Annotated in this window: 17 protein-coding genes and 1 pseudogene; 4 read left to right on the top strand and 14 right to left on the bottom strand. The window is 68.7% G+C overall.

The features are described 5' to 3' along the window. From KIH27_RS09550 to KIH27_RS09570, 5 genes are all read right to left on the bottom strand, one after another. The coding region (locus KIH27_RS09550; protein ID WP_214092805.1) for a PPE family protein at window positions 1-762 on the bottom strand (762 nt) is incomplete at its 3' end. Window positions 763-770: 8 nt separating this feature from the next. Continuing rightward, window positions 771-2069: a PPE family protein, SVP subgroup gene (locus KIH27_RS09555; protein ID WP_214092709.1), complete on the bottom strand. Its 1299-nt coding sequence runs from the start codon at window positions 2067-2069 to the stop codon at window positions 771-773. A 6-nt stretch (window positions 2070-2075) separates the two neighbouring features. Continuing rightward, complete coding sequence (locus KIH27_RS09560; RefSeq protein ID WP_214092710.1) at window positions 2076-3512, bottom strand: PPE family protein; 1437 nt, start codon at window positions 3510-3512, stop codon at window positions 2076-2078. Between the two features lie 549 nt (window positions 3513-4061). Then, complete coding sequence (locus KIH27_RS09565) at window positions 4062-5978, bottom strand: AMP-binding protein (RefSeq protein ID WP_214092711.1); 1917 nt, start codon at window positions 5976-5978, stop codon at window positions 4062-4064. A gap of 4 nt (window positions 5979-5982) precedes the next feature. Further along, entirely contained in the window at window positions 5983-6654 is a 672-nt protein-coding gene (locus tag KIH27_RS09570) for a DUF5642 family protein (protein WP_214092712.1), read from the bottom strand. 244 nt (window positions 6655-6898) lie between these two features. Here KIH27_RS09570 and KIH27_RS09575 point away from each other — a divergent pair. Together KIH27_RS09575 and acs are read left to right on the top strand one after the other, a co-directional pair. Beyond that, window positions 6899-10300, top strand: a pseudogene (locus tag KIH27_RS09575) (protein kinase domain-containing protein); the annotation flags it as partial. A 765-nt stretch (window positions 10301-11065) separates the two neighbouring features. Further along, window positions 11066-12982 carry an acetate--CoA ligase gene (gene acs, locus KIH27_RS09580; RefSeq protein WP_214092714.1) on the top strand — a complete coding sequence of 639 codons (1917 nt, stop codon included), beginning with the start codon at window positions 11066-11068 and terminating at the stop codon, window positions 12980-12982. A 9-nt stretch (window positions 12983-12991) separates the two neighbouring features. Here acs and KIH27_RS09585 read toward each other — a convergent pair whose 3' ends face one another. From KIH27_RS09585 to adh, 4 genes are all read right to left on the bottom strand, one after another. Beyond that, on the bottom strand, window positions 12992-14263 hold the full coding sequence (locus tag KIH27_RS09585) for a helix-turn-helix domain-containing protein (RefSeq protein WP_372451337.1): 1272 nt from the start codon (window positions 14261-14263) through the stop codon (window positions 12992-12994). Between the two features lie 90 nt (window positions 14264-14353). Next, window positions 14354-15742, bottom strand: a complete 1389-nt coding sequence (locus KIH27_RS09590; RefSeq protein WP_214092716.1) for an NAD(P)/FAD-dependent oxidoreductase — start codon at window positions 15740-15742, stop codon at window positions 14354-14356. 100 nt (window positions 15743-15842) lie between these two features. Continuing rightward, on the bottom strand, window positions 15843-16907 hold the full coding sequence (gene adhP / locus KIH27_RS09595) for an alcohol dehydrogenase AdhP (protein WP_214092717.1): 1065 nt from the start codon (window positions 16905-16907) through the stop codon (window positions 15843-15845). Between the two features lie 51 nt (window positions 16908-16958). Continuing rightward, complete coding sequence (gene adh, locus KIH27_RS09600) at window positions 16959-18491, bottom strand: aldehyde dehydrogenase (protein WP_214092718.1); 1533 nt, start codon at window positions 18489-18491, stop codon at window positions 16959-16961. A gap of 482 nt (window positions 18492-18973) precedes the next feature. On the opposite strand from adh, the gene scpC reads away from it, so the two are divergent. Continuing rightward, window positions 18974-20509 (top strand): succinyl-CoA:acetate CoA-transferase ScpC, encoded by a 1536-nt coding sequence (gene scpC / locus KIH27_RS09605; RefSeq protein ID WP_214092719.1) that lies wholly within the window; start codon window positions 18974-18976, stop codon window positions 20507-20509. A gap of 1 nt (window position 20510) precedes the next feature. On the opposite strand, the gene KIH27_RS09610 is transcribed toward scpC, so the two are convergent. Genes KIH27_RS09610 through KIH27_RS09625 form a run of 4 tightly spaced genes read right to left on the bottom strand, consistent with a single transcriptional unit; the run spans window position 20511 to window position 23738 of the window. Beyond that, entirely contained in the window at window positions 20511-20813 is a 303-nt protein-coding gene (locus KIH27_RS09610) for a hypothetical protein (protein ID WP_214092720.1), read from the bottom strand. Window positions 20814-20869: 56 nt separating this feature from the next. Then, the gene (locus KIH27_RS09615) at window positions 20870-22039 is read right to left on the bottom strand and encodes an acyl-CoA dehydrogenase (RefSeq protein WP_214092721.1); all 1170 of its coding nucleotides are present in this window, start codon (window positions 22037-22039) and stop codon (window positions 20870-20872) included. Window positions 22040-22072: 33 nt separating this feature from the next. Next, window positions 22073-22579 carry a 5-(carboxyamino)imidazole ribonucleotide mutase gene (purE, locus tag KIH27_RS09620; protein ID WP_214092722.1) on the bottom strand — a complete coding sequence of 169 codons (507 nt, stop codon included), beginning with the start codon at window positions 22577-22579 and terminating at the stop codon, window positions 22073-22075. Continuing rightward, complete coding sequence (locus tag KIH27_RS09625) at window positions 22572-23738, bottom strand: 5-(carboxyamino)imidazole ribonucleotide synthase (protein WP_250149873.1); 1167 nt, start codon at window positions 23736-23738, stop codon at window positions 22572-22574. The genes purE and KIH27_RS09625 overlap by 8 nt, the downstream gene beginning before the upstream one ends. A 139-nt stretch (window positions 23739-23877) precedes the next feature. Between KIH27_RS09625 and KIH27_RS09630 the strand changes: the two genes are divergently transcribed. Further along, entirely contained in the window at window positions 23878-24534 is a 657-nt protein-coding gene (locus tag KIH27_RS09630; RefSeq protein WP_214092724.1) for a GtrA family protein, read from the top strand. On the opposite strand, the gene KIH27_RS09635 is transcribed toward KIH27_RS09630, so the two are convergent. Continuing rightward, complete coding sequence (locus KIH27_RS09635) at window positions 24498-25007, bottom strand: PH domain-containing protein (protein WP_214092725.1); 510 nt, start codon at window positions 25005-25007, stop codon at window positions 24498-24500. The two genes, KIH27_RS09630 and KIH27_RS09635, sit on opposite strands and share 37 nt — an antisense overlap. Window positions 25008-25009 lie beyond the last annotated feature (2 nt).

Below are 25009 nucleotides of genomic sequence, written 5' to 3' on the forward strand. Positions count from 1 at the left end.
CAACCCCACCGACCAAACCAATTCCGCAACAGCCCGCTCGGAGGCCAGCAGCGGGCCGGTGAACTGGCTCAGCACGGTGCCGACCGGGCCGAGGAGGTTGTTCAGTCCGGTGGTGGTGTTGTTGGTCAGGAAGTCATTCAACGGCCCGAAGATGTCGGGCAGCAACGACGCCAGTGGGTTCGTCGGCTGTGCAGCCGATCCGGCTTGGGCGGCGGCCTGGGCGCTCGCGGCGGCCGGGTTGGTGGTCTGCGGCGCCGGGCTCACCGGCGTGAGTGCGGTCGCGGAGGCCGACCCGGCGGTGTAGCCGTACATCGCGGTGGCGTCCTGCGCCCACATCTCGGCGTACTCAGCCTGATTCGCCGCGATCGCCGGCAGGTTCTGCCCGAAGAAGTTGGTCGCGATCAGGGCCAGCAGCGTCGCCCGGTTCGCCGCGATCGCCGGTGGCGGCACGGTCGCCGCGAACGCCGCCTCGAACGCCGCCGCCGCTGCGCGAGCCTGCGTCGCCGTCTCCTCGGCTTGGGCGGCGGTGGTGTTCATCCACGTCACGTACGGGTCGGCCGCGTTGGTCATCGACGCCGACGACGGTCCGCGCCAGATTCCGTCGGCCAGTTCCGAGACCACCGAGCGGTACGACGAGGCGGCCGAACCCAGCATCGACGCCAACCGGTCCCACGCCGCGGCGGCCGCCATCATCGGGCCCGAACCCGCCCCCGCATACATCCGCGCCGAGTTCACCTCCGGCGGCAGCATCGCGAAGTCCATCCCGACCATCACCGGAGCGCCTCCCTGATCGAACGCGCGGCGGCGTCTCGCTTTTCGGCCAATTCGGCTATCGCCGTGCGCAGTTCGTCGAGTTCCCGCTCTTCGTACTCGCTCAGGGTGTCCTCGGCCTCCAGCTCCTCGACGGTCACCGACCCGTCGTCGCCGCCGGCCTTGGCCAGCCGCGGGATCACCTGCATGGTGGAGTCCGACCAGCCGGCGGGCCGGCGGGCCGCGGAGGTGTTGACCGCCCCGGCCACCGGCGGGATCATCCCCGGGCAGCCGCCCGTCGCCCCCATCCCGGCCTGTGGCGCACCCGCGGCGCCGCTGAGCGGCATCGCTGCCGACGCCAGCCGCACGCCCTGCGGGTTCGCCGCGGTCCACGACGGCGGCACCGACAGCTTGCCGACCGGGGTCGCCCGCCCCACCCCAGCGGAGACCTCGGGGGCAGCCGGTGCGGTTGCACCGGCCAGGGTGAATTTCGACGTCGACTCCGAGGACACCGACGCCGCAGCGAACGCCGGGATGGCCCCGGTGGCGCCGGCGAACGCCTGCGATCCGGCGATCGCCGTCACCGACGGCATGGCCGGGACGAACCCGGCCAGTGCGGTGGTCAGCGCGGGGAGTTGGACGGTGGATCCGTAGAACGGGGTCAACCCGCCCGCCAGTGTGCTCAGCGCCTGAACGGCGTCGCTGTGCAGGAAGCTGGCCAGCCCGTTGTTGTTGAGGAAGTCGATGAGCGGGTTCCCCGTCGACGTCGGTGCCGCGCCGGCGGTCTGGTTGGTGGTCTGCGGGGCCGCGGTCAGCGCCGGCAGGGATTTCGTCGCCGCCGCCGAACCCGCCGCGTAGGTCTGCATCACCGCGGCGTCCTGCGCCCACATCGACCCGTACTCAGCCTGATTCGCCGCGATCGCACCGCTGTTCTGCCCCAGCACTTTCCCCGACACCAGCGAGGTGAGCGCTGCCCGGTGCGCCGCCACCGCCGCCGGCGGCACCGCGCCCGCATGCGCCGCCTCGAACGCCGCCGCCGCCGCCCGCACCTGGTTTGCGGTCGCCGCCGCCTGCGCCGCCGTCGCGTTCATCCACTCCACATAGGGTTGCGCCGCGGCCGCCATCGCCGCCGACGCCGCCCCCTGCCAGGACTCATCGACCAACTCGGTCACCACCGACCGATACGACGCCGCCGCCGAACCCAGCGTCGCCGCCAAGCGATCCCACGCCGACGCCGCCGCCACCAGCGGCGCCGAACCCGACCCCGCATACAACCGCCCCGACACCACCTCCGGCGGCAACCCCGCAAACCCGGTCATCGTCCGTTACCTCCGCGGCCCGTCGGGGCGCACCCCGGCCAGTTCGAGCAGGGATTCGGCGGACTGTTCGAGGACGTCGCGTTCCTTGGCCAGGTCGCCGGCGAGTTTGCGGAGCCGGTCGAGTTCGGCGCGTTTGCCGGCCGGGGCTGCGGCCGCGGCGGCGCCTGCACCCGCCCGGGCCGCCGGCTTCGCGATGTCCGGGTCGACGCCACCCGGGCGGGCCAGTGCGGGAACGACTTTCGGACTGGGGTCGCAGCTGTGCCGGCCGCCGGGGCCGCCGGTTGTGGGGGCGTTGACCATCCCGGCGATCGGGGGAATCCCGCCGACCCAGCCGCCGGCGGGCACCCCGGCCGATCCGTTCAGCGGCGCCGCGGCGACCGCCAGCCGGATGTCGCGGGCGGCGGGCGCCCAGGACGCCGGCACCGACAGTCCCCCGACCGGTGCGGCGCGGCCCAGCCCGGCGCTGACGCCACCGGCCGCCGAACCGGCTGTGCCGGCGCCGGCCCCGGAGATGCTCGCGGTGTAGGAGCCAGCCAGCGTCAGCGGTGTCTCCACCTCCGTCACCGCCGCCGCGGTGCCGATCAGCCCGGTCGACGTGCCGTAGCCGAGCGCGGCGGTCTCCGCGCCGACGATCTGCGGGACGATGAACGAGTACTGGATGAAGCCGTCGAGCAGGCCACCGACGACGATGTTCTGATCCCAGCCGTCGACGCTGCCCAGGAATGCACTGAGTTCCTGCACGATCGGCACCTTCAGGATTTGGTTCGCCAGATCGGTCAGCGTCGGCGTGGTCGTCTCCGTACCATCGGCCGACCCGGCGACCTGCGGGGCCGCGGTCAGCGCCGGCAGGGATTTCGTCGCCGCCGCCGAACCTGCTGCATAGGTCTGCATCACCGCCGCGTCCTGCGCCCACATCGCGCTGTATTCAGCCTGATTCGCCGCGATCGCACCGCTGTTCTGCCCCAGCACATTCCCCGACACCAGCGAGGTGAGTGCTGCCCGGTTCGCCGCCACCGCCGCCGGCGGCACCGCGCCCGCGTGCGCCGCCTCGAACGCGGCCGCCGCCGCGCGGACCTGCCCGGCCGTCGCCGCGGCCTGCGCGGCCGTCGTGTTCATCCACTCCACATACGGTTGCGCAGCCGCCGCCATCGCCGCCGACGCCGCCCCCTGCCAGGACTCCTCGACCAACTGGGTCACCAGCGACCGATACGACACCGCCGCCGAACCCAGCGTCGCCGCCCGCCGATCCCACGCCGACGCCGCCGCCTGCCAGGACTCATCGACCAACTGGGTCACCACCGACCGATACGACACCGCCGCCGAACCCAGCGTCGCCGCCAGCCGATCCCACGCCGACGCCGCCGCCACCAGCGGCGCCGAACCCGACCCCGCATACAACCGCCCCGACACCACCTCCGGCGGCAACCCCGCAAAATTCACCATCAACGCCCCCTCGGCTACCGCGCGTCACCACTCACGTGTTCAGCGCGGTCGCCGCGCCGGCGAGATCGAAGAGCCGCGTTCCACGGCGACAGTGAAAGACTCTGTCCGGCAGACTGATTGACGGCGAGCATTGCCAGCGGACGCTGCCGGCGGCTGGTGAAACAGCCGTTCGGTAGGACAGCGTCGACGCTGCACTGCATGCGGAAAAACGTTCCTCCGGCTAACCGGTGCTGTCAATCGGATTACAAGATTTCTTAGAATAGAATTCTCGGAGTTTCCGGTCAGACAACTGGCATTGTTTTGGGGCGAACTCACGGGATTTACAGAGTCTGCCGACGCAGTCACAGCGACTGTCGTGTCCACATCATCGTCGAACACCGTTCCCACCTTCCGGCAATCGGACCACCGATATGTGCGCCCGGTCACACAACCTAGATTCGGCAGGGTTGCAGCACAGTTGCATGCGGGTGGCGATTCCCGGCGGCAAGCCGCGTGCAGCGACATGACTCCTGAAACACACACCGAGACAACGTAATTCAACGACACGATTCACGCCCCGGCGACAATCCGGTGCGCGGGCTGCAGCACCGGGCGCAGCTGCTCCAGCACGCCCGGATCCTCGATGGTCGCCGGCGGCGGGGTGTCCTGACCGTCGGCCATCGCCCGCATGGCCGCCCGCAGGATCTTGCCGGACCGGTTCTTCGGCAGGCCGTCGACGATCGAAACCTGTTGAAACGCCGCGACCGCGCCGATCTCCCCGCGCACCGCCGCGATCAGTTCGTCCTGCAGCAGCCCCGCGTCGACGTCGACGCCGGACTTGAGCACCACCAGCCCCCGCGGCACCTGCCCCTTGAGGGTGTCCTGGACGCCGATGACGACGCATTCGGCGACCGCCGGGTGCGCGGCCAGCACCGCCTCGAACGCACCGGTGGACAGCCGATGGCCGGCCACGTTGATGATGTCGTCGGTGCGGCCCATCACGTACAGGTAGCCGTCGGCGTCGAGGTGCCCGCCGTCGCCGGTCAGGTAATAGCCGGGGTAGCGGGACAGATAGGAGGCCCGGTAACCGTCGTCGTTGTGCCACAGGGTGGGTAGCGTCCCCGGCGGCAGCGGCAGTTTGATGCAGATCGCACCGTCGACGCCGGCCGGCACCTCGTTGCCGTCCTCATCGAGCACCCGCACGTCGTAACCCGGCATCCGCACCGACGGCGACCCGACCTTGACCGGCAGCTGTTGCAGCCCAACCGGGTTCGCCACCACCGGCCAACCGGTCTCGGTCTGCCACCAGTTGTCGATCACCGGCACCCCGAGATGCTCCCCCGCCCAGCGGTAGGTCGCCGGGTCCAGCCGCTCGCCGGCCAGGAACAGCATCCGGAACCCGGACAGGTCGTACTTCGCGGCCTCGGCCGCGGCCGGGTCGGCCTTGCGGATCGCCCGGATCGCCGTCGGTGCCACGAACAGCGACTTCACCCGGTAGTCGGCGATCACCCGCCAGAACGCACCGGCGTCCGGCGTGCCGACCGGTTTCCCCTCGTAGAGCACGCTGGTCGCACCCACCAGCAGCGGCCCGTAGGCGATCAGCGAGTGCCCGACCGCCCAGCCGACATCCGATGCCGCCCACCACACATCACCGGGACCGACGTCGAAGATGCTCCGCATCGCCCAGGCCAGCGCCACCGCGTGACCGCCGTTGTCCCGCACCACGCCCTTGGAACGGCCGGTGGTTCCGGAGGTGTACAGCACATACAGTTCGTCGGTGGCGGCGACGTCCACGCAGCCCGTCGGCTCAGCCCGGGCCAGCAACTCGTCGTAGTCGACGTCGCGCTCGGTCATCGTGGCGACGGCCGATGGCCGCTGCAGCACCACCACTGACTGCGGGCGGTGCTCGGGCGCCACGGCCGCGATCGCCTCGTCGACGTTCGGTTTGTACTCCACCACCCGCGACGGCTCGATACCGCAGGAAGCGCACACCAGCACCTTCGGCGCCAGTTCGGTGATCCGGGCGGCCAGTTCGCGCGGGGCGAAGCCGCCGAACACCACCGAATGGATCGCGCCGATGCGGGCGCAGGCGAGCATCGCGATCACCGCCTGCGGCACCATCGGCAGGTAGAGCACCACCCGGTCGCCCTTGCCGACCCCGAGGCTCACCAGCGCCCCGGCGAACCGGGCCACCTCGTCGGTGAGTTCGGCGTAGGAGTACCGCCGTTTCACTCCGGTGACCGGCGAGTCGTAGATCAGTGCGGTGCGTGCTCCGTGTCCCGCCGCGACATGCCGGTCCAGCGCGTTGTAGCAGGTGTTGAGCACCCCGTCGGCGAACCACCGGTAGAACGGCGCCGTCGAGTCGTCCACCCCGCGCGACGGCCGGCGGGTCCAGTCGATCGCGTCGGCAGCCGCCAGCCAGAAGCTGCTCGGATCGGCCAGGCTGCGGGCATAGGCATCGGCGTAGGTATCGGAGTGGTCACCCATCGTGTTACCGGGCCCGCAGCGCCGAGACCGCCGTGACCATCAGGCGCGACAGGAACGACGGGGGGTTCAGGGCGTCATCCAGCCCGCTGCGGATCACCACGACGGTGTCCTCGTTCAGTGCGGCGGTGTAGATGTAGTGGGCGGACTCGTCCGGCCCGTCGGCGATCAGCCGGACCGCACTGGTCGTGACACCATCGATCGCCGGGGCGGGCACCAGTTCTGCGGTGCCGGAGACGCCATCAGCCGAGACCACGACCCGGTCACACCCGACGGGGCTGACACCGGGCGCCACCGGGTGCGCCAGGTGCAGCGCCGTCACCTGCACGCCGCCCAGCGCACCGTGGGCGGTGACACCGGCGGCCCGGGTTCCGACGGTGGGGTGCGCGTACGCCGGGAGGATCATCGGCAGGCAGTGCGCCGGACTCAGCCGGGCTTCGGTGAGCAGCTGCGTTCCGGCGCGCTCCACGTCGTCGCTGCTCAGCGTCTTGGCCAGGCCGGTCTGCACCGTGAATCCCGCCGGGAATTCGTCGGCGAGCGCACTGATGCCGGCAATGTCGTAGCTCACTTCGGCCGGCGCTCCGGCCTGCTGTGCGACCGACTGGCCACACGCGGCAAGCCCGGCACCGATGCCGAGCGCAGCGAGCACGGAAACGATCTGTCGGGTGATAGCTGACATTGCTCAGTCCTCCGTCGGCGATGACATCGTGACCCACGCAACTGTCACGATTGCTATGTGGCGTGTCCCACACACGGTACGAGTGGCACCGTTGCAGCACGGTTGCACGCGAGCGGGCGCCCCGACCCGCGAACTCCGCCGATCTCTGCAGCGCGGGGACGCCGGTATGCCAAACTGACGCTGAGCAGCGATCTTGGATTGCCGCTGGTAGAGGGACGTAAACTCGCGGTTGAGGGCAGAGAAGATGGCCGACCAGGATCCGCTTGCCACGCAGTACGACGTTGTCGACGACGTGGTGCAGGATCTTGTCGCTGCCGGCCTGACCGATCCCGAGGAGATCGGCCGCGGCGGGTTCGGCGTCGTCTACCGCTGCTGGCAGCAGTCGCTGGATCGCCCAGTCGCGGTCAAGGTGCTCACCGCCGACCTCGACGACGAGAACGTCAAACGGTTCTGCCGCGAGCAGCACGCGATGGGTCGGCTCTCCGGCCACCCGAACATCGTCACAGTGCTGACCGCCGGCCAGACCGGTACCGGCCGGCCGTTCATCGTCATGCAGTACCAGCCGGGCGGCACCCTGGAGGCGCTGATCCGCAAGGACGGGCCGCTCGACGCGGCAAGCACGCTGCGGCTGGGCATCAAGATCGCAGGGGCGCTGGAGACCGTGCATCGGGCCGGCATATTGCACCGCGACGTGAAGCCGGCGAACATCCTGTTCACCGAGTACGGCGAACCGGCTCTGACCGATTTCGGCATCTCCCGGATCGCCGGCGGTTTCGAGACCCGATCGGGGCTGATCACCGGAACCCCGGCGTTCACCGCCCCGGAGGTGCTCTCCGGGGCAACACCCACGGTCGCGTCGGACCTGTACGGGCTGGGGGCCACCCTGTTCTGCGCGTTGACCGGCCATGCTGCCTTCGAGCGCAAAAACGGCGAGTCCGTGGTCGCGCAATTCCTGCGAATCTCGAAGACACCGGTCCCCCAGGTGCAGGACATCGCGATCCCGGACGCACTGAGCCGTGCCATTGGGCAGGCGATGGCGCACGACCCGGCGGATCGGCCGGCCTCAGCGGCCGAGTTCGGCAACCTGCTCTGCGAGATCGAGCGCCAGATCGGCGCCGGCGGTGACGCCATGGCCCTGCCCGGCGACACCGGTGGGCGGGCGGCAACCCGGCCGACGGCGCCGGCCCCGGCTCCGGCCGCCAAGTTCCGGCCGCCGCGCCGACGCACACAGGTTCTCCGGCCACGGCTGATCAAGAAGTTGCGGGCCCAGGGCCGGCGCCGGCTGACCTTGATCCACGCGCCGACCGGCTACGGGAAGACGACCCTGGCCGTGCAGTGGGCGGCCGAAATCGAACGCGACGGGACGAAGGTCGCCTGGCTCACCGTCGACGACAACGACAACAACCCGGCGTGGTTCCTGACGAACCTGCTGGAGGCGATCCGGCGGGTGAACCCGGCGGTGGTACGCGATCTCGGCGAGGTGCTCGAGGAGCGTGGCGAGAACGTCGAACGCTACGTGCTGACGTCGCTGATCAACCAGATCGCCGAATCGGATCAGCCGATCACGGTCGTCGTCGACGACTGGCATCGGATCACCTCGCCCGCCGTCATCGACGCGATGGACTTCGTGCTCGAATACGGCTGCGACAACCTGCAGGTCATCATCACCAGCAGGACCCGTTCCGGGCTGCCGCTCAGTCGGCTGCGGGTCTGTGACGAGCTCATCGAGATCGACGCCAGCGCACTGTGTTTCGACGTAGAGGAGGCCAGATCGTTTCTGGTCGACGTCGCCGGACTGGACCTGCGCAACGACGACGTGACCGATCTGCGCAACTCGACGGACGGCTGGGTGGCCGGCCTTCAATTGGCGTCACTGTCACTGCGCGACGCCGAACACCCTGCTGAGGTGATCAGTCACATCTCCGGCCGGCATCACGCGATCGCGGAGTTCCTCACCGAGAACGTGCTCAGCGCACTGGATCCGCGGATGCTGCAGTTCCTGCTGAGGACGTCCATCCCGGAGCGGATCTGCGGGTCGCTGGCGTCGGCGCTCAGCGGTATCGCACACGGGCAGGCGATGCTGGAGGAGGTGGAGGCCCGCGACCTGTTCCTGCGCCGGACCGACGAGAACGGCGACTGGTTCCGCTACCACCACCTGTTCGCCGAGTTTCTGCGCCGCCGCCTGGACCGCGATCAGCCTGAGCTCACCGCCGACCTGCACCGCAAGGCCTCGGACTGGTTCGCCGAACGCCACCTGCTGGTCGAGGCGGTGGACCACGCGCTGGCCGCGGGCGACTCCGCGCGGGCTGTCGAACTCATCGAGACCGACGGGCGCATGTTGCTGGCCCAATCGCAGGTGGCCACCCTGTTCGGCCTGGTGGACAAGCTGCCGACAGCCGCCGTGCTGTCCAGCCCGCAGCTGCAGATCATCGTGGCGTGGGCCAACATCTTCCTGCACCGCACCCGGCCCGCCTATGCCGCGCTGAAACGCGTCGACGAGGCGTTGACCGTCCGACAGAACGCCGGTGACGACGTCACCGATCTGCGGGTGACGGCGCGCGTCGTGGAGGCCAATCTGCACGCCTACGCCGACCAGCTCGACGGCATCGAGGACGCCGCCCGCGACTGCCTGGACCGGCCGGATGCGTTTCCGGCCTTCGTCATCTCAGTGGCGGCGAACCTGATGACCCACAGTGCGATCTACCGGTTCGACTTCGATGCGGCACACCGCTGGCAGGAGTGGGCGCGGCCCTACCACGAGCAGAACACCGGACCCTACGTTCCGACGTTCGGTCATGCCCGCGACGGCCTCGCCGCCTTCGAACAACTCGACCTCGACCGCGCCGAGCAGTGCTTCCGCACGGCGTGGCAGGTGGCCTGCAAGGCCGGTGCGGTGCACTCCCAGGCCGCCCGGCTGGCCAGCGCGCCGCTGGCCGAACTGCTCTACGAGCGCGGCGAGACCGATGAGGCGCAGCGGCTGCTCGACGAGAGTTTCAAGCTCGGCGCCGAGGAGGGCATGGTCGACTGGATCCGTTCCCGGTTTGTGGCCGGCGCGCGCCTGGCCGTGCTGCGCGGCGACCGGGACGCCGCGGTCACGCTGCTCGACGAAGGCGCCGACACCGCTGAGCGGCTGGCCACACCGCGACTGCGGGCCAGCATCGAGAATGAGCGGGTACTGCTGGGGCTGGGCACCCATCGGCCCACCCGGCCTCCGATCGGGTACGAGCAGCGTCTCCAGTCGACGACCGGCCTCGACGGGATCGCCGAGATCACCGCCCAGTTCGACGAGGACACCGCGATCCGGCTGCTGATCGCTGGCACGCCCGCACCCGAGCAGGCCGAACTGGCCTGTCGCTGGGCCGGTGAGTGGGTCGACCGTCTGACCGGCCGGGGCCGAGAACGCGCACTGCTGCGGGCCCAGCGCACACTCGCCGTCTGCCTGGCCGCCGCCGGGCGTGCCGACGACGCCAAACGGTTGCTCCGGGAGATCCTGTTGCGCTGCGCCGAACTCCGGATGGTGCGCTTCCCGGTCGACGGCGGCCCGCGCCTCATCGGGCTGATTGCCGAGATCCGCCGGGAGCAGTCCACGGGCGGCAGCACTGCGGGGGCGGTGCCACCGGCGTTCCTCGACCGACTGCTCGACGCCGCCGGTGTCGGTGACGAGACTCCCGAGGCCGCCGACTATCTCACCGACTGCCCGCGGTTGACCGTGCTGGGGTCCGACCGGCCGCAGTGGGCGGTGGCCGATCAGCACGGGCATCTCCAGCACCGGCCGCTGACCGGCCGGCACGCCGACATCCTGGTGCTGCTGAGCCAGCACCCCGAGGGGATGACCTCCGACCATCTGGCCATGCTGCTCGATGAGGAGGACCTGGACACCGTCACCGTTCGCGCCGAGATGTCCCGGCTGCGCAAGAGCATCGGCGCCGATTTCCTCGGATCGCGACCCTATCGGCTGCTCAAACCGCTGACCAGTGACCTCGGGGACACGCTTGCGGCCCTCAAGGCCGGCGACGTCGAGACCGCCGTGTCGCTGTACCGCGGACCGCTGCTGCCCCGATCGGTGTCGCCAGGCATCGCCCGGCTGCGCACCCAGGTGAGCACCGGTGTGCGCGCCGCGGCGATCTCCGCCGGGAACCTGACAGTGCTGCGACGCTGGTTGGACACCCCGGAGGGACGCGACGACCGCGAGGGGTGGCGGATTCTGCACCAGAACAGCAGCTCCCGCCCGGTGATCCGAGCCGGTGCCGCCGGGCACCTGGCCGGTATCGACCTGGATCTGAACTGACACCACTGGGCCCTCGGGTCCACGTCGGTGCAACCGTCCTGCAACAGTGCCTTTCGTATCGTTGCGTGATCCACACCACAGCTGCCAACCGGGCAGCTGAGTCACACGCAGGGAGCACTGTGCATGGCCGTCATCGACAGCTACATCGACCAGCCGTCCCCCACGGACGGTGATCTGTACCAGGCGGCTGCGGCTGATCGGTTGGGGTTCTGGGCGCAGCAGGCGAACCGGCTCAGCTGGTCAACCCCGTTCACGCAGGTGCTGGACTACTCCGATGCCCCGTTCGCACGGTGGTTCGCCGACGGCCGGCTCAACGTCGCCTACAACTGCGTGGACCGCCACGTCGAAGCCGGCCACGGCGACCGGGTGGCGATCTTCTTCGAAGGTGAACCCGGCGACGCCCGCAGCATCACCTACGCCGAACTGCTCGCCCAGGTGTCGCAGGCCGCCAACACCCTGACCGGCCTGGGTCTGGTCGCCGGCGACCGGGTGGCGATCTACCTGCCGATGATCCCCGAGGCGATCGTGGCGATGCTGGCCTGCGCCCGCCTGGGCATCATGCACACCGTGGTGTTCGCCGGGTTCTCCGCACACGCCCTGCGCGACCGGATCAACGACGCCCAGGCCAAAGTCGTCATCACCGCCGACGGCCAGCACCGCCGCGGCGCCAGTGCCCCCCTCAAACCCGCCGTCGACGAAGCACTGAGCGCAGCACCGAGCGTGCAGCACGTGCTGGTGGTGCGCCGCACCGGCGACGACATCACCTTCACCACCGGGCGTGACCTGTGGTGGCACGACACCGTCGCCACCGCCCCGACCACCCACACCCCGGCATCCTTTGAAGCCGAGCAGCCACTGTTTCTGCTCTACACCTCCGGCACCACCGGCAAACCCAAGGGCATCGTGCACACCTGCGGTGGATACCTCACCCAGGCCGCCTACACCCACAGTGTCGTGTTCGACCTCAAACCGGAAAGCGACGTGTTCTGGTGCACCGCCGACATCGGCTGGGTGACCGGGCACACCTATGCGGTGTACGGGCCGCTGGCCAACGGCGCCACCCAGGTCATCTACGAGGGCACCCCGGATCACCCGAGTCAGCACCGGCATTTCGAGATCATCGAAAAGTTCGGTGTCACAACCTATTACACCGCGCCGACACTGATCCGCACGTTCATGAAGTGGGGCCGTGCGGTCCCCGACGCACATGATCTGTCCAGTCTGCGGCTGCTCGGGTCGGTGGGTGAGCCGATCAACCCCGAGGCGTGGCGCTGGTATCGCAGCGTGATCGGCGGCGACACCCTGCCGGTCGTCGACACCTGGTGGCAGACCGAGACCGGCGCGACCATGATCACCCCGCTACCCGGGACGGCGGCGAAACCGGGTGCGGCAATGACTCCACTGCCCGGCATCTCGGCGATGGTCGTCGATGACGACGGCAATCCGCTCACCCCGGACGCCGACGCGGCCGGGCCGGGCGCCGGGTATCTGGTGATCGACCAGCCGTGGCCGGCGATGGCCCGCGGCATCTGGGGCGACCGGCAGCGCTTCATCGACACCTACTGGTCGCGGTTCGCCGAGCAGGGCTGGTATTTCGCCGGTGACGGCGCCCGCTACGACGCCGACGGCCACATCTGGGTGCTGGGCCGCATCGACGACGTCATGAACGTCTCCGGGCACCGGATCTCCACCGCCGAGGTGGAATCCGCCCTGGTCAGCCACCCCGCGGTGGCCGAAGCCGCGGTGGTCGGGGCAACCGACGAGCAGACCGGTCAGGGCATCTGCGCGTTCGTGGTGCTGGCCGCCGGGCACGGTCACCACGTGGACTCGATGGTCGACGAACTACGGACCCGGGTCGCAGAGCAGATCTCGCCCATCGCGCGGCCGAAGCAGATCCACGTCATCCCGGAGCTGCCGAAGACCCGCAGCGGCAAGATCATCCGGCGACTGCTGCGCGACATCGCCGACGGCCGCCAACTCGGCGACACCTCGACCCTGGTCGACCCGGGAGTGTTCGACGCGATCCGCACCACCGGGTAGCTCGCGGCCTCAGCCCAGCTCGGCGTCCAGCCCCGCCAAATGGCCGCGGGCCCGCGCGCAGGCCGCCGCATCGCCATTGGCGGTGTCATGCAGCAACTGCCATCCTTCGCGGTCGTCCCGTCCCTCCGGGAGGTCCAGCCATTGGCGCATCACGGCCGGATTACCCGACGCCAGCACCGCACCGCGCATGCTGGCGTTCAGTTCGGTGCGCAGCCGTCCGATGCCCGGCGACAGCGACCGAGGCAGCAGCGGGCCCCGATACTGCGCCACCGCACTCCGGACATCGGCCGAATCCAGGGCGGTCAGCACATCGCCGATGTCACTGCCAATCGGTTTGAGCAGCCGGTAGGGCCGGGAGTCGATGAAGTCGGACCCGACGACCTTGCGCAGGCGCGACATCTCGGCCCGCACGGTGACTGGATCGAGGTCGGCTTCGTCGAGCAGCATCGCCAAGTGGTCGGCGGTCAAGCCCTCAGGATGGCGACTCAGCAGCACCAGGATCTCGGCGTGCCGACCGCTCAGCGTCGTCACCCGAACGCTTCCGCCGGCATCGGTCACCACCCAGCGAGATGGCCGGGCGCCGAGCACCGTCAGGCGTGCGCTCGCCGGCGAGTCGCCGCGGACACCGGCGAACCGCAGCAGCGCCATCTGGTTCTCCACTGCCACCGCCGTCGCCCGGAGCAGCGCGAGCGTCGTCGAAGTCACCACGCGACCGCTACCGGTCAGGTCGATCGCACCGATCACCGCACCGCTGGCACGGTCGTGAACGGGCACCGCCGTGCAATTCCAGGGCTGCACCGCACGGGAGAAATGTTCGGCCCCTCGAATCTGCACCGGCCGATCCAACGCCAACGCGGTCCCCGGGGCGTTGGTTCCGACCCGATGTTCACTCCAGTCGGCACCCGGAACGAAGTTCATCGCTTCGACACGCCGGCACGCCCGGCGGTCGCCTTCCACCCAAAGCAGGGTGCCGTCGCCGCCGGCGACGGCGACCACCGCCCCGGAAGATGCCGCATCGTCGGTCAACAGCTGCCGAATCACCGGCATCACCGCCGCCAGCGGGTGGCCGTCACGCATCGCAGCCAGTTCATCGGAGATCGTCTGCCGTGCCAGACCGTCGGGGTCCACCCCTTCGGCTAGGCTGCGCTGCCAACTTTGGGCGATCACCGGCGACAGCGGCGTCATGTCCAGGTTGGTGGCGTCGATCCCCCCGGTGATGAACCGTTCGTGGATGTTGCCCAACGTCGCCTTCAGGCTTCGCTTGCCAGCGATTTCCTCCATCGGCATTTCACCACGCTCCAGCTCGCGCAACGGTCCCACGGCTGCCGCCAGCCTAGTCCGTTCGCCGCAGCCGGGAGTTGCGTTCGCGGTTCATCGGCCGACCGCCAGTTGCAGGCCGGGTTCCGCCGGACCCGGTTGGGTCTGCGCACCCGCCCGGTTCATCGCCGACCTGGCGTGGACCATCTGACTGGTGTTGGTCAGCTGATGTCGACCGCTGCCCACGAAAGAGACCAACCAGGCGACCATCGTGGTAACGCGGTTCTTGAAACCGACCAGAAACCACAGGTGCAGAACCAGCCAGGCGAGCCAGCCGGCGAAGCCCCCGAACTGCAACCTGCCGACCTGGGCAACCGCGCTGAATCGGGAAATGGTTGCCATGCTGCCCTTGTCGGTGTAACCGAACGCCCGGCGATCGGCCGGGTCGTCACGCCCCCGCAACGATCGCTTGACCAGGTTGGCCGCGTAGACCGCCCCCTGGATCGCACCCTGCGCCACCCCGGGAACGCCGGGCAGCGCCATCAGGTCGCCGACGACGAACACATACGGATGCCCGCGGACGGTGAGGTCGGGCTGTACCAGCACCCGACCGGACCGGTCCACCTCGGTGCCGTCGGATTGGTCGGCGATCATCGCGCCCAGCGGACTGGCCTGCACACCGGCCGCCCATATCTTGCAGGCGGATTGGATCCGGCGCTGGGTGCCGTCACCGCCGCGGACTGCGATGCCCCACTGGTCGACGTCGGTCACCACCGCATTGAGCTGAACCTCGACACCCATCTTCTGCAGCCGGCGCTGCGCCTGGGCGCCGAGCTTCGCCCCCATCGACGGCAGCACCGCCGCAGCCGCATCCACCAGCACCACCCGGCAGTCGCCGGGTGTGATGCTGCGAAACGTCCCGGACAGCGTCCGTTCGGCGAGTTCGACTATCTGCCCGGCCACCTCGACGCCGGTCGGTCCGGCTCCGACCACCACGAACGTCAGGTGCCGGTCCCGCTCGCCGCCCGCAGCAGCGATCTCGGCGTCCTCGAAAGCGTGCAGAATCCGGCCGCGCAACTCCAGGGCGTCGTCAATCGTCTTCATGCCGGGGGCGTGGACTGCGAATTCGTCACTGCCGAAATAGGATTGCTGGGCACCGGCAGCGACGATCAGGCTGTCGAAGGACAGCGCGGTGTGGGCACCGGACAGGTTCGACGTGACCGTCCGTCCGTTGAGGTCGATGGCTTCGACGTCCCCCAACAGCACTCGGACATTCTGCTGATTGCGCAGGATCAACCTGGTCAGCGGTGCGACCTCGCCGGACGACAGGATTCCGGTGGCGACCTGATACAGCAGCGGCTGAAACAGATGGTGCGAGGTTCTCGAGATGAGCGTGACATCGACGTCGGCCCGCTTCAATGCTTTTGCGGCAGCCAGGCCGCCGAACCCGGACCCGATGATGACGACGTGATGACGTGGGTTGAGGGCCGAGGACATGCCCATCGGTCTCCTTTCGTGCAGTGGATGTTGAAGGATCACTTGTGTTTCGAATCGCGGGGCCGGGCCGCGGGGCGCCGGAGTGGCAGCAGCGGAACGACCTGCCCTACCGGTAGTCGATCACCATCCGGCCGTCGATCTGTCCGCGTTCCATCCGGTGGAAGATGTCGTTGATGTCCTCGAGCTTCGCGGTTGTCACCATCGGCTTGATCAGGCCACGGGCATAGAAGTCGAGGGCTTCGACCATGTCTTGGCGGGTGCCCACAATCGACCCCCGGATGGTCAATCTATTGAGCACAATGTCGAAGATCGACGCCGGGAACTCCCCCGCTGGCAGGCCGTTGAAGACGATGGTGCCGCCGCGCCGAGCCAGCCCGATCGCTTGCCCGAACGCCTGCGGGTGCACCGCGGTGACCAGAACACCGTGCATCCCACCGGTGGCCCTGTGAGCCTCGGCGGCCACGTCGGTGGTGCGCGCGTTCAAGGCGATCTCGGCGCCCAGCCGGGTGGCCAGCGCGAGCTTGGCGTCGTCGATATCGACGGCCAGCACCCGCATCCCCATCGCGCGGGCGTACTGCACGGCAACGTGGCCGAGCCCGCCGATACCGGAGATCGCCACCCATTGGCCGGGTCGGGTCTCGGTTTCCTTCAAACCCTTGTAGACGGTGACGCCGGCGCACAGGATCGGCGCGACTTCCACCGGGTCGGCGCCATCGGGGATGCGGACCGCGTAGTCGACATTGACCAGCATGTAGGTGCCGAAGCTGCCGTTGACGGTGTAGCCGCCGTTTTGTTGCTTCTCACACAGGGTTTCCCAGCCGGTGCGGCAGTATTCGCAGCGTCCGCACGCCGACCACAGCCAGGCGTTGCCGACCTTGTCGCCCACCTCCAAGTCGTCGACACCGGGGCCGAGTGCGACCACCGTCCCGTAGCCCTCATGCCCCGGCACAAACGGCGGCTGCGGCTTGACCGGCCAATCGCCCTGTGCGGCATGCAGGTCGGTGTGGCATACCCCGGAGGTCTCCAGCTTCACGAGAGCCTCGCGATGGCCGGGGGCCGGCAGGGGAAGCTCGGAGATCTCCAGCGGCGCACCGAATTCGGTGACAACCGCGGCTTTCATGGTATCGACGGACCACGCAGGGGCGCCGGCGGTCTCAAGGGTGCTGGTCATCATTGATTCCTATCTTCGAGGTGGTTGTAATTGACTGGGTTGTGTTGTGGCTCAGAAGAATCCCTGGGCCCGGCTGGAATAGGACACCAGCAGGTTCTTGGTCTGCTGGTAGTGGTCGAGCATCATCTTGTGGTTCTCCCGGCCGATGCCGGACTGCTTGTATCCGCCGAAGGCGGCGTGTGCCGGGTAGGCGTGGTAGTTGTTGATCCACACCCGGCCGGCCTGGATGTCACGGCCGGCCCGGTAGGCGGTGTTGGTGTCGCGGGTCCACACCCCGGCACCCAGGCCGTACAGCGTGTCGTTGGCTTGTCCTATGGCGTCGTCGTAGTCGCGGAACGAGGTGACCGCGAGGACCGGGCCGAAGATCTCCTCCTGGAAGACCCGCATCTTGTTGTGGCCGGCGAAGACGGTCGGTTGCACGTAGTAGCCGCCGGACAGGTCGCCGCCGAGGTCGGCGCGCTCGCCGCCGGCGATGACTTTCGCACCTTCATCTCGCCCGATCTCGATGTAGGACAGGATCTTCTCCAGCTGGTCGTTGGAGGCCTGCGCACCGATCATGGTCGCGGTGTCCAGCGGGTCACCCTGCCGGATCGCCTTGGTGCGGATCGCGGCCAACTGCAGGAACTCGTCGTAGATGTCGGCCTGGATCAACGACCGTGACGGGCAGGTGCAGATCTCACCCTGATTCAGCGCGAACATCGCGAAGCCCTCCAGCGCTTTATCGGTGAAGTCGTCCTGGAAATCGCGACCCGCCAACACGTCGGAGAAGAAGATGTTCGGACTCTTGCCACCGAGTTCCAGCGTGACCGGGATCAGGTTCTGGCTGGCGTACTGCATGATCAGCCGTCCGGTGGTGGTCTCGCCGGTGAACGCGATCTTGGCGATCCGGTTGCTGGACGCCAACGGTTTGCCGGCCTCGGCGCCGAAACCGTTGACCACGTTGAGCACTCCGGGCGGCAGCAGGTCGCCGATCAGGCTCATCAGGTACAGGATCGACGCCGGGGTCTGCTCGGCCGGTTTGAGGACGACGGCGTTGCCGGCCGCCAGTGCCGGCGCCAGCTTCCAGGTGGCCATCAGGATCGGGAAGTTCCACGGGATGATCTGCCCGACCACGCCCAGTGGTTCGTGGAAGTGGTAGGCGACGGTGTCCTCGTCGATCTGGGAGAGCGAACCCTCCTGGGCGCGGATGGCCGCGGCGAAGTAGCGGAAGTGGTCGACCGCCAGTGGCAGGTCGGCGCCCAGGCATTCTCGGATCGGCTTCCCGTTGTCCCAGGATTCGGCCACCGCGATCGCCTCCAGGTTCGCCTCGATCCGGTCGGCGATCCTGTTCAAGACCGCCGCGCGCTCCGCCGGGGAGGTCTTGCCCCAGGCCGGGGCGGCGGCATGCGCGGCATCCAATGCGAGGTCGATGTCGGCCGCATCCGAGCGCGGTATCTCACAGAACGGCTGACCGGTCACCGGTGACAGATTGGTGAAATAGCGGCCACCGACCGGTGCCACCCACTCGCCGCCGATGAAATTGCCGTAGCGCGGCGCAAACGACATCAGCGAGCCGTCGGCGCCGGGTTGACGGTAGACCGCCATGGTTCCTCCTCCGTATGAAAACTGTGGTCGTGCTCACAAACGTAGGTTTTGGTGTGTTGCATGATCGTTGCAATGAGTCGGCCGGCTTCGGCGCCACCCGCCGAGCTGGGTCGATGAGACGTTTTTGCTGGTCACAATGCCTGGTTCGGCACTCCCGCAGGATGAATCGCCGGGGTCGTGTGGCGTCTGCAGGCCCTGGAAACGAGGGTGAACGCGGGTGAATGAGTGCGATCGAGGCTGATGTCTGTCGGATGGTCGTCGGCCCGGGGCGGTCACTGCAGTGTTCGGACCACCGTCCGGGCTGCCGTCGAACCGACTGCCCCGGTCGACCCGATCAGCCATGTGCTGCAACCGCGCTGCAACGCGGTCAGGCATATCGTGCGGCGATAAACCTGATCGCCGGCGGGTCGACACAACCCGGGCTGCGACGCCATCGCCGTGCTCATTCGATCTGCGGCGGCCAACCACCAGAAAGGTCGCCGATGAAGGCCGGTAGTCGGATCACCAGCACCGCGTTCGCCCGCAAGATCTGCTCCGCCGAGGACGCCGCGGCGATGATCTCCCACGGCGACAACGTCGGGATGAGCGGCTTCACCGGTGCCGGGTACCCCAAGGCGGTGCCCGCGGCGCTGGCCGACCGGATCGGTGCATCGGCGGCCGCCGGAGACCCGATGCGGATCGGGGTGTGGACCGGGGCGTCCACCGCACCGGAACTCGACGGGGCGCTGGCCGCCGTGGACGGCATCGAGCTGCGCCTGCCCTACCAGTCCGACCCGGTGAGCCGGGCCCGGATCAACGACGGGCGCATGGAGTACATCGACGTCCACCTGTCCCACGTCGCCCAGATGGTCTGGCGGGGTTCACTCGGACACCTGGATGTGGCGGTGGTCGAGGTTGCCGGGATCACGCCCGACGGCGCCTTGATTCCGTCATCGTCGGTGGGCAACAACAAGACCTGGCTCGATCTGGCGGACCGGGTCATCCTCGAGGTGAACTCCTGGCAGTCCGCCAGTCTCGAAGGGATGCACGACATCTACTACGGCACCGCGCTGCCACCGCACCGGGTGCCGATCCCGATCGTCGCGCCCGGCGACCGAATCGGGGTGCCTTACCTGCACTGCCCGGCCGAGAAGGTGATCGCGGTGGTGCAGACCGACACCCCCGACCGCAACACCGGATTCAAGGCGCCGGACGCGACGTCGCAACGGATCGCCGGGCACATCCTGGACTTCCTCACCGCGGAGGTCGCCATCGGTCACCTGCCGCCCGATCTGCTGCCGCTGCAGTCCGGTGTCGGCAACGTGCCCAACGCGGTGCTGGCCGGCTTGCAGGCCGGTCCGTTCGAGAATCTCACCGCCTACACCGAGGTCATCCAGGATGGGATGCTCGATCTGATCGACTCCGGCAAGCTCGCCGTGGTGTCGGCCACCGCCTTCTCGCTCAGTTCCGACGCCGTGGAGCGGTTCAACACCAACGCGTGTGACTACCGCGGCAAGATCGTGCTGCGTCCGCAGGAGATCAGCAACCATCCCGAGGTTGTCCGCCGCCTCGGGGTGATCGCGATGAACGGCATGATCGAGGCCGATATCTATGGCAACGTCAACTCCACCCACGTGATGGGCAGCCAGATCATGAACGGCATCGGCGGATCCGGAGACTTCGCCCGCAACGGCTACGTGTCGATCTTCATCACCCCGTCGGTGGCCAAGGGCGGCGCGATTTCGGCGATCGTGCCGATGGTCTCGCATGTCGACCACACCGAGCACGACGTCGACGTGATCGTCACCGAGCAGGGCCTGGCCGACCTGCGCGGCCTGTCGCCGAAACAGCGGGCCCAGAAGATCATCGACAACTGCGCACACCCGGATTTCCGGCCGCAGCTGCAGGACTACCTGGACCGGGCGATGAGTTCGAGCTACGGCCGGCACACCCCGCACCTGATGGACCAGGCGCTGTCCTGGCATGCCGGTTATGTCGGGGCAGGCACGATGCGCGGCGCCGGCGCCACGGCCGGGTAGGTCAAGCGCCCAGGCGGCGCAGCACCTCGCCGAGCTGAGCGCCGACGTGTCCCATCTGACCGTCGAGCTTGTCCATCCGACCGTCGAGCTTGTCCATCCGGCCGGTCAGCCTGACATCAAGCGCGTCGACCTTCGCATCAAGCGCGTCGACTTTCGCATCAAGCACACCGACCTTCGTATCAAGCACACCGACTTTCGCATCGACGGCTTTGACCGCGGCGTCAACGCCGACGACGAGACCGTACAACTCATCGATATCGGCGCGCTGTTGGCTCACCTTGCGTGCCATCTCCGGCTCCGTCATGCCCGACAGCTTAGGAGCCGATCAGCGCCGGCGCCTTCCGAATTCCACAGCCCCGCTCAGCGGAGCAGGTGCCGGCTCATCACCACGCGCTGGATCTGGTTGGTGCCCTCGTAGATCTGGGTGATCTTGGCGTCGCGCATCATCCGCTCCACCGGGAAGTCGGTGGTGTAGCCGGCGCCGCCGAACAGCTGCACGGCGTCGGTGGTGACCTCCATGGCCACGTCCGAGGCGAAGCACTTGGCGGCGGCGGAGATGAAGCCCAGCCCGGTCTCACCGCGCTCGGCGCGAGCGGCGGCGCTGTAGACCATCAGCCGGGCGGCCTCGACCTTCATCGCCATGTCGGCGAGCATGAACTGCGCGCCCTGGAAGGTGCTGATCGACTTGCCGAACTGCTTGCGGTCCTTGGTGTATTCGATCGCCGCGTCGAGGGCACCCTGCGCGACGCCGACGGCCTGCGCACCGATGGTCGGGCGGGTGTGGTCGAGGGTCTGCAGCGCGGTCTTGAACCCGGTGCCCGGGTCGCCGATGATGCGGTCGCCGGGGATGCGGCAGTTCTCGAAGTACAGCTCGGTGGTCGGCGAACCCTTGATGCCGAGCTTGTGCTCCTTGGGCCCGATGGTGAAGCCCTCGTCGTCGATGTGCACCATGAACGCCGAGATGCCGTTGGCGCCCAGGTCGGGGTCGGTGACCGCCATCACCGTGTACCAGGCGGACTTGCCACCGTTGGTGATCCAGCACTTGGAGCCGTTGAGGATCCAGCCGTCACCGTCGGCCTTCGCGCGGGTGCGCATCGCGGCGGCATCCGAGCCGGCCTCCCGCTCGGAGAGCGCGTAGGAGGCCATCGCCGAACCGTCGGCGAGCGACGGCAACACCTGCGCCTTGAGCTCGTCGGAGCCGTTGAGGATCAGGCCCATCGTGCCGAGCTTGTTGACGGCCGGGATCAGCGACGCCGAGCAGTCGACGCGGGCGACCTCTTCGATGACGATGCAGGCCGCCACCGAGTCCGCACCCTGGCCACCGAACTGCTCGGGGACGTGCACCGCGTTGAAGCCGGACGCGACCAGCGCGGTCAGCGCCTCTTCGGGGAACCGGGCGTTCTCGTCGACGTCCTTGGCGTACGGAGCGATCTCCTTCTCCGCCAAAGCGCGGATCGCCGCCCGCAGCTCGTCGTGCTCCTCGGGAAGCTTGAACACGTCAAACGAAGGGTTTCCCGCCCAGGTGGCCATCACGTTCTCCTCGGTTACTGACCAGTAAACTAACTAGTGTTCGGTTACTTTACCTTGAAGGGCCGCATCCTTGGCAAGCACGGTGTCGGCCAACTCACGCTGGAAGGCCGCGATCCGGGCACGCAGCACCGGATCCGCCGAACCCAGCATCCGCACCGCCAGCAATCCGGCGTTGCGCGCACCACCGATCGACACGGTGGCCACCGGCACACCGGCCGGCATCTGCACGATCGACAGCAGGGAATCCATCCCGTCGAGCTTCGCCAGCGGCACCGGGACACCGATCACCGGCAGCGGGGTGATCGAGGCGACCATGCCCGGCAGGTGCGCGGCACCGCCCGCCCCAGCGATGATCACCTCGATGCCGCGGTCCGACGCGCCGGCTGCGTAGTCGAACATCCGCTGCGGGGTCCGGTGCGCCGAGACCACCCCGACCTCGAAGGGGATCTCGAACTCGGCCAGCGCGTGCGCGGCGTCGGCCATCACCGACCAGTCGCTGTCGCTGCCCATGATCACACCGACACGGGGTTTGTCAGGCATGTGCGTCCCATCCATCCGTCCATTGACCGTGTGACAACCAGTGTGCCGCGCTTTCGGCTCGCTCACGCAGGTTCGCGACGGCTGCCGGATCCGCACCGAGCATGTTGAGGTGCCCGATCTTGCGTCCCGGCCGCTCCCCCTTGCCGTACAGGTGCACCCGGACGTCGGGGTAACGGGCGAACAGGTGGTGCAGTCGCTCGTCCATCGTCATCGCCGGTGTCTCGGACGCCCCGAGCACATTTGCCATCACGGTGACCGGAGCGACGGGACCGGTGTCACCGAGCGGGTAGTCGAGCACCGCGCGCAGGTGCTGCTCGAACTGACTGGTACGCGAGCCGTCCATGGTCCAGTGCCCGGAGTTGTGCGGCCGCATCGCCAGTTCGTTGACCAGCAGGCCGCCGTCCACGGTCTCGAACAACTCGACGGCCAGCACCCCGACCACCCCGAGCTCGTCGGCCAGCTTGAGCGCCATTTGCTGCGCCGCCGCGGCCGATTCCTCCGACAGCTCCGGCGCCGGCGCGATCACGGTCACGCAGATCCCGTCGCGCTGCACGGTCTCGACCACCGGCCATGCCGCGCCCTGACCGAACGGGGATCGGGCGACCAGCGCCGACAGCTCGCGTCGCATCACGACCCGCTCCTCAGCCAGCACCTCCACCCCGGCAGTCAGGTAGTCGGCGGCCGCGCCGCGGGCCTGCGCCAGATCGTCGGCGATCGTCACCCCGCGCCCGTCGTACCCGCCGCGGGCGGCCTTGACGACCATCGCGCCACCGACCTGCTCGGCGAAGGCGTCCACGTCGGCGACGGTCTCGATCACGGCGAACCGGGGCACCGGCGCCCCCAGCTCCGCCAGCCTGCGGCGCATCGCCACCTTGTCCTGGGCGTAGTGCAGCGCACCTGGCGGCGGCGCCACGTTCACGCCGTCGGCGACCAGCTGATCGAGCAGCTCACCCGGTACGTGCTCGTGGTCGAAGGTCAGCACGGTGGCCCCGGCAGCGGCCCGGCGCAGCGCGTCGAGGTCGGTGTGCGACCCGATCACCACATCCGGGCTGACCTGGGCGGCCGGCTCATCGGGGTCGACGGCCAGTACCCGCAGGCACTGGCCCAGCGCGATCGCGGCCTGATGGGTCATCCGGGCCAGCTGGCCACCGCCGATCATGGCGACCCGGGGGGCACCGGTGCGGGGTGTGGGGTTGTTCGGCACCGCAATATGGTGTCACGGCCGCGGAGTGGCCTTCGACCACGGCGTTATGCAGTCGTTAAGCACGAATCATCGGATTTACGTACACTGGCAACTTGTGTCTTTTACCGACGCTACGATCGCCCGCCTGCCGCGGGTGATCCGGCCGCTGGCCGAGCGCCATCATGAGCTGATCAAATTCGCCATCGTCGGCGCGACGACGTTCGTCATCGACCTGGGGGTCTTCTACACGCTCAAGTTGACGGTGCTGGAGCCCAAGCCGGTGACCGCGAAGGTCATCGCCGGGATCGTCGCGGTGATCGCGTCCTACATCCTCAATCGCGAGTGGAGCTTCAAAGACCGGGGCGGCCGCGAACGCCACCACGAGGCACTGCTGTTCTTCGGGGTCAGCGGTGTCGGCGTGCTGCTGAGCATGGCACCGCTGTGGTTCTCCAGCTACATGCTGGGCCTGCGGGTGCCGAACGTCTCGCTGACCATCGAGAACCTCTCGGACTTCATCGCGGCCTACATCGTCGGCAACCTGCTGCAGATGGCGTTCCGATTCTGGGCGTTCCGCCGCTGGGTCTTCCCCGACGAGTTCGCCCGCGGCACCGACTCCGAACTCGGCGCCGTGCTGGAGGACGGCGCGCTGACGGAGGCGTTGGAGGATGCGCTCGGCGACTCCGCCGACAACCCGGACACGGGTGTGGTGACCCTGCTGCACCGGCCGGACCGGCGTCAGTGCGCGACCGACGGGCTGTCGAAGACTTCGTGATACAGCAGCGCGTGGACCTCTTCCACGCGCGGAATGTCGTAGAACTCCAGCGGTTCCGCCGACGCCGACTCGATGATCAGCGTCCCGGTGCGCATCATCCGGTCAACGAGCCCGCGGGCGAACTCGACGTGCGAGATCCGGGCCAGCGGGATGTCGATGCCGCTGCGGGCCAGCACCCCGTCCCGGTACATCACCCGTCGGTCGGTGACGACGAAGTGCGTGGTCAGCCAGGCCAGAAACGGCCACAGGCTCAGCCAACCGATCCCCACCAGCCAGATCGCCCAGATCACCCCGAACACGATGTTCTTCGCCGTCGGATCCCAGGAGCGCGGGTTGACGAACCCGGCCGCGAACGCCGCGCACGCGGTGATCGTCAGCAGTGTCAGAACCGGGCCGGCCAGCCGTCTGACGTGCGGATGCCGGTGCAGCACGACCTGCTCGCCGTCGGCCAGCACGCTCTCCGGGTAGCCCACCT

The organism is Mycolicibacter acidiphilus (assembly GCF_018455725.1).
Taxonomy (GTDB): domain Bacteria; phylum Actinomycetota; class Actinomycetes; order Mycobacteriales; family Mycobacteriaceae; genus Mycobacterium; species Mycobacterium acidiphilum.

Coding starts and splice junctions, on each gene's coding strand:
- KIH27_RS09565 (WP_214092711.1), bottom strand. CDS start 5,978: ATGGGTGACCACTCCGATACCTACGCCGATGCCTATGCCCGCAGCCTG.
- adhP (WP_214092717.1), bottom strand. CDS start 16,907: ATGACCAGCACCCTTGAGACCGCCGGCGCCCCTGCGTGGTCCGTCGAT.
- KIH27_RS09625 (WP_250149873.1), bottom strand. CDS start 23,738: ATGATCGGCGGTGGCCAGCTGGCCCGGATGACCCATCAGGCCGCGATC.
- KIH27_RS09560 (WP_214092710.1), bottom strand. CDS start 3,512: ATGGTGAATTTTGCGGGGTTGCCGCCGGAGGTGGTGTCGGGGCGGTTG.
- purE (WP_214092722.1), bottom strand. CDS start 22,579: ATGCCTGACAAACCCCGTGTCGGTGTGATCATGGGCAGCGACAGCGAC.
- KIH27_RS09585 (WP_372451337.1), bottom strand. CDS start 14,263: ATGGAGGAAATCGCTGGCAAGCGAAGCCTGAAGGCGACGTTGGGCAAC.
- KIH27_RS09610 (WP_214092720.1), bottom strand. CDS start 20,813: ATGACGGAGCCGGAGATGGCACGCAAGGTGAGCCAACAGCGCGCCGAT.
- KIH27_RS09570 (WP_214092712.1), bottom strand. CDS start 6,654: ATGTCAGCTATCACCCGACAGATCGTTTCCGTGCTCGCTGCGCTCGGC.
- acs (WP_214092714.1), top strand. CDS start 11,066: ATGGCCGTCATCGACAGCTACATCGACCAGCCGTCCCCCACGGACGGT.
- scpC (WP_214092719.1), top strand. CDS start 18,974: ATGAAGGCCGGTAGTCGGATCACCAGCACCGCGTTCGCCCGCAAGATC.
- KIH27_RS09590 (WP_214092716.1), bottom strand. CDS start 15,742: ATGGGCATGTCCTCGGCCCTCAACCCACGTCATCACGTCGTCATCATC.
- KIH27_RS09555 (WP_214092709.1), bottom strand. CDS start 2,069: ATGACCGGGTTTGCGGGGTTGCCGCCGGAGGTGGTGTCGGGGCGGTTG.
- adh (WP_214092718.1), bottom strand. CDS start 18,491: ATGGCGGTCTACCGTCAACCCGGCGCCGACGGCTCGCTGATGTCGTTT.
- KIH27_RS09615 (WP_214092721.1), bottom strand. CDS start 22,039: ATGGCCACCTGGGCGGGAAACCCTTCGTTTGACGTGTTCAAGCTTCCC.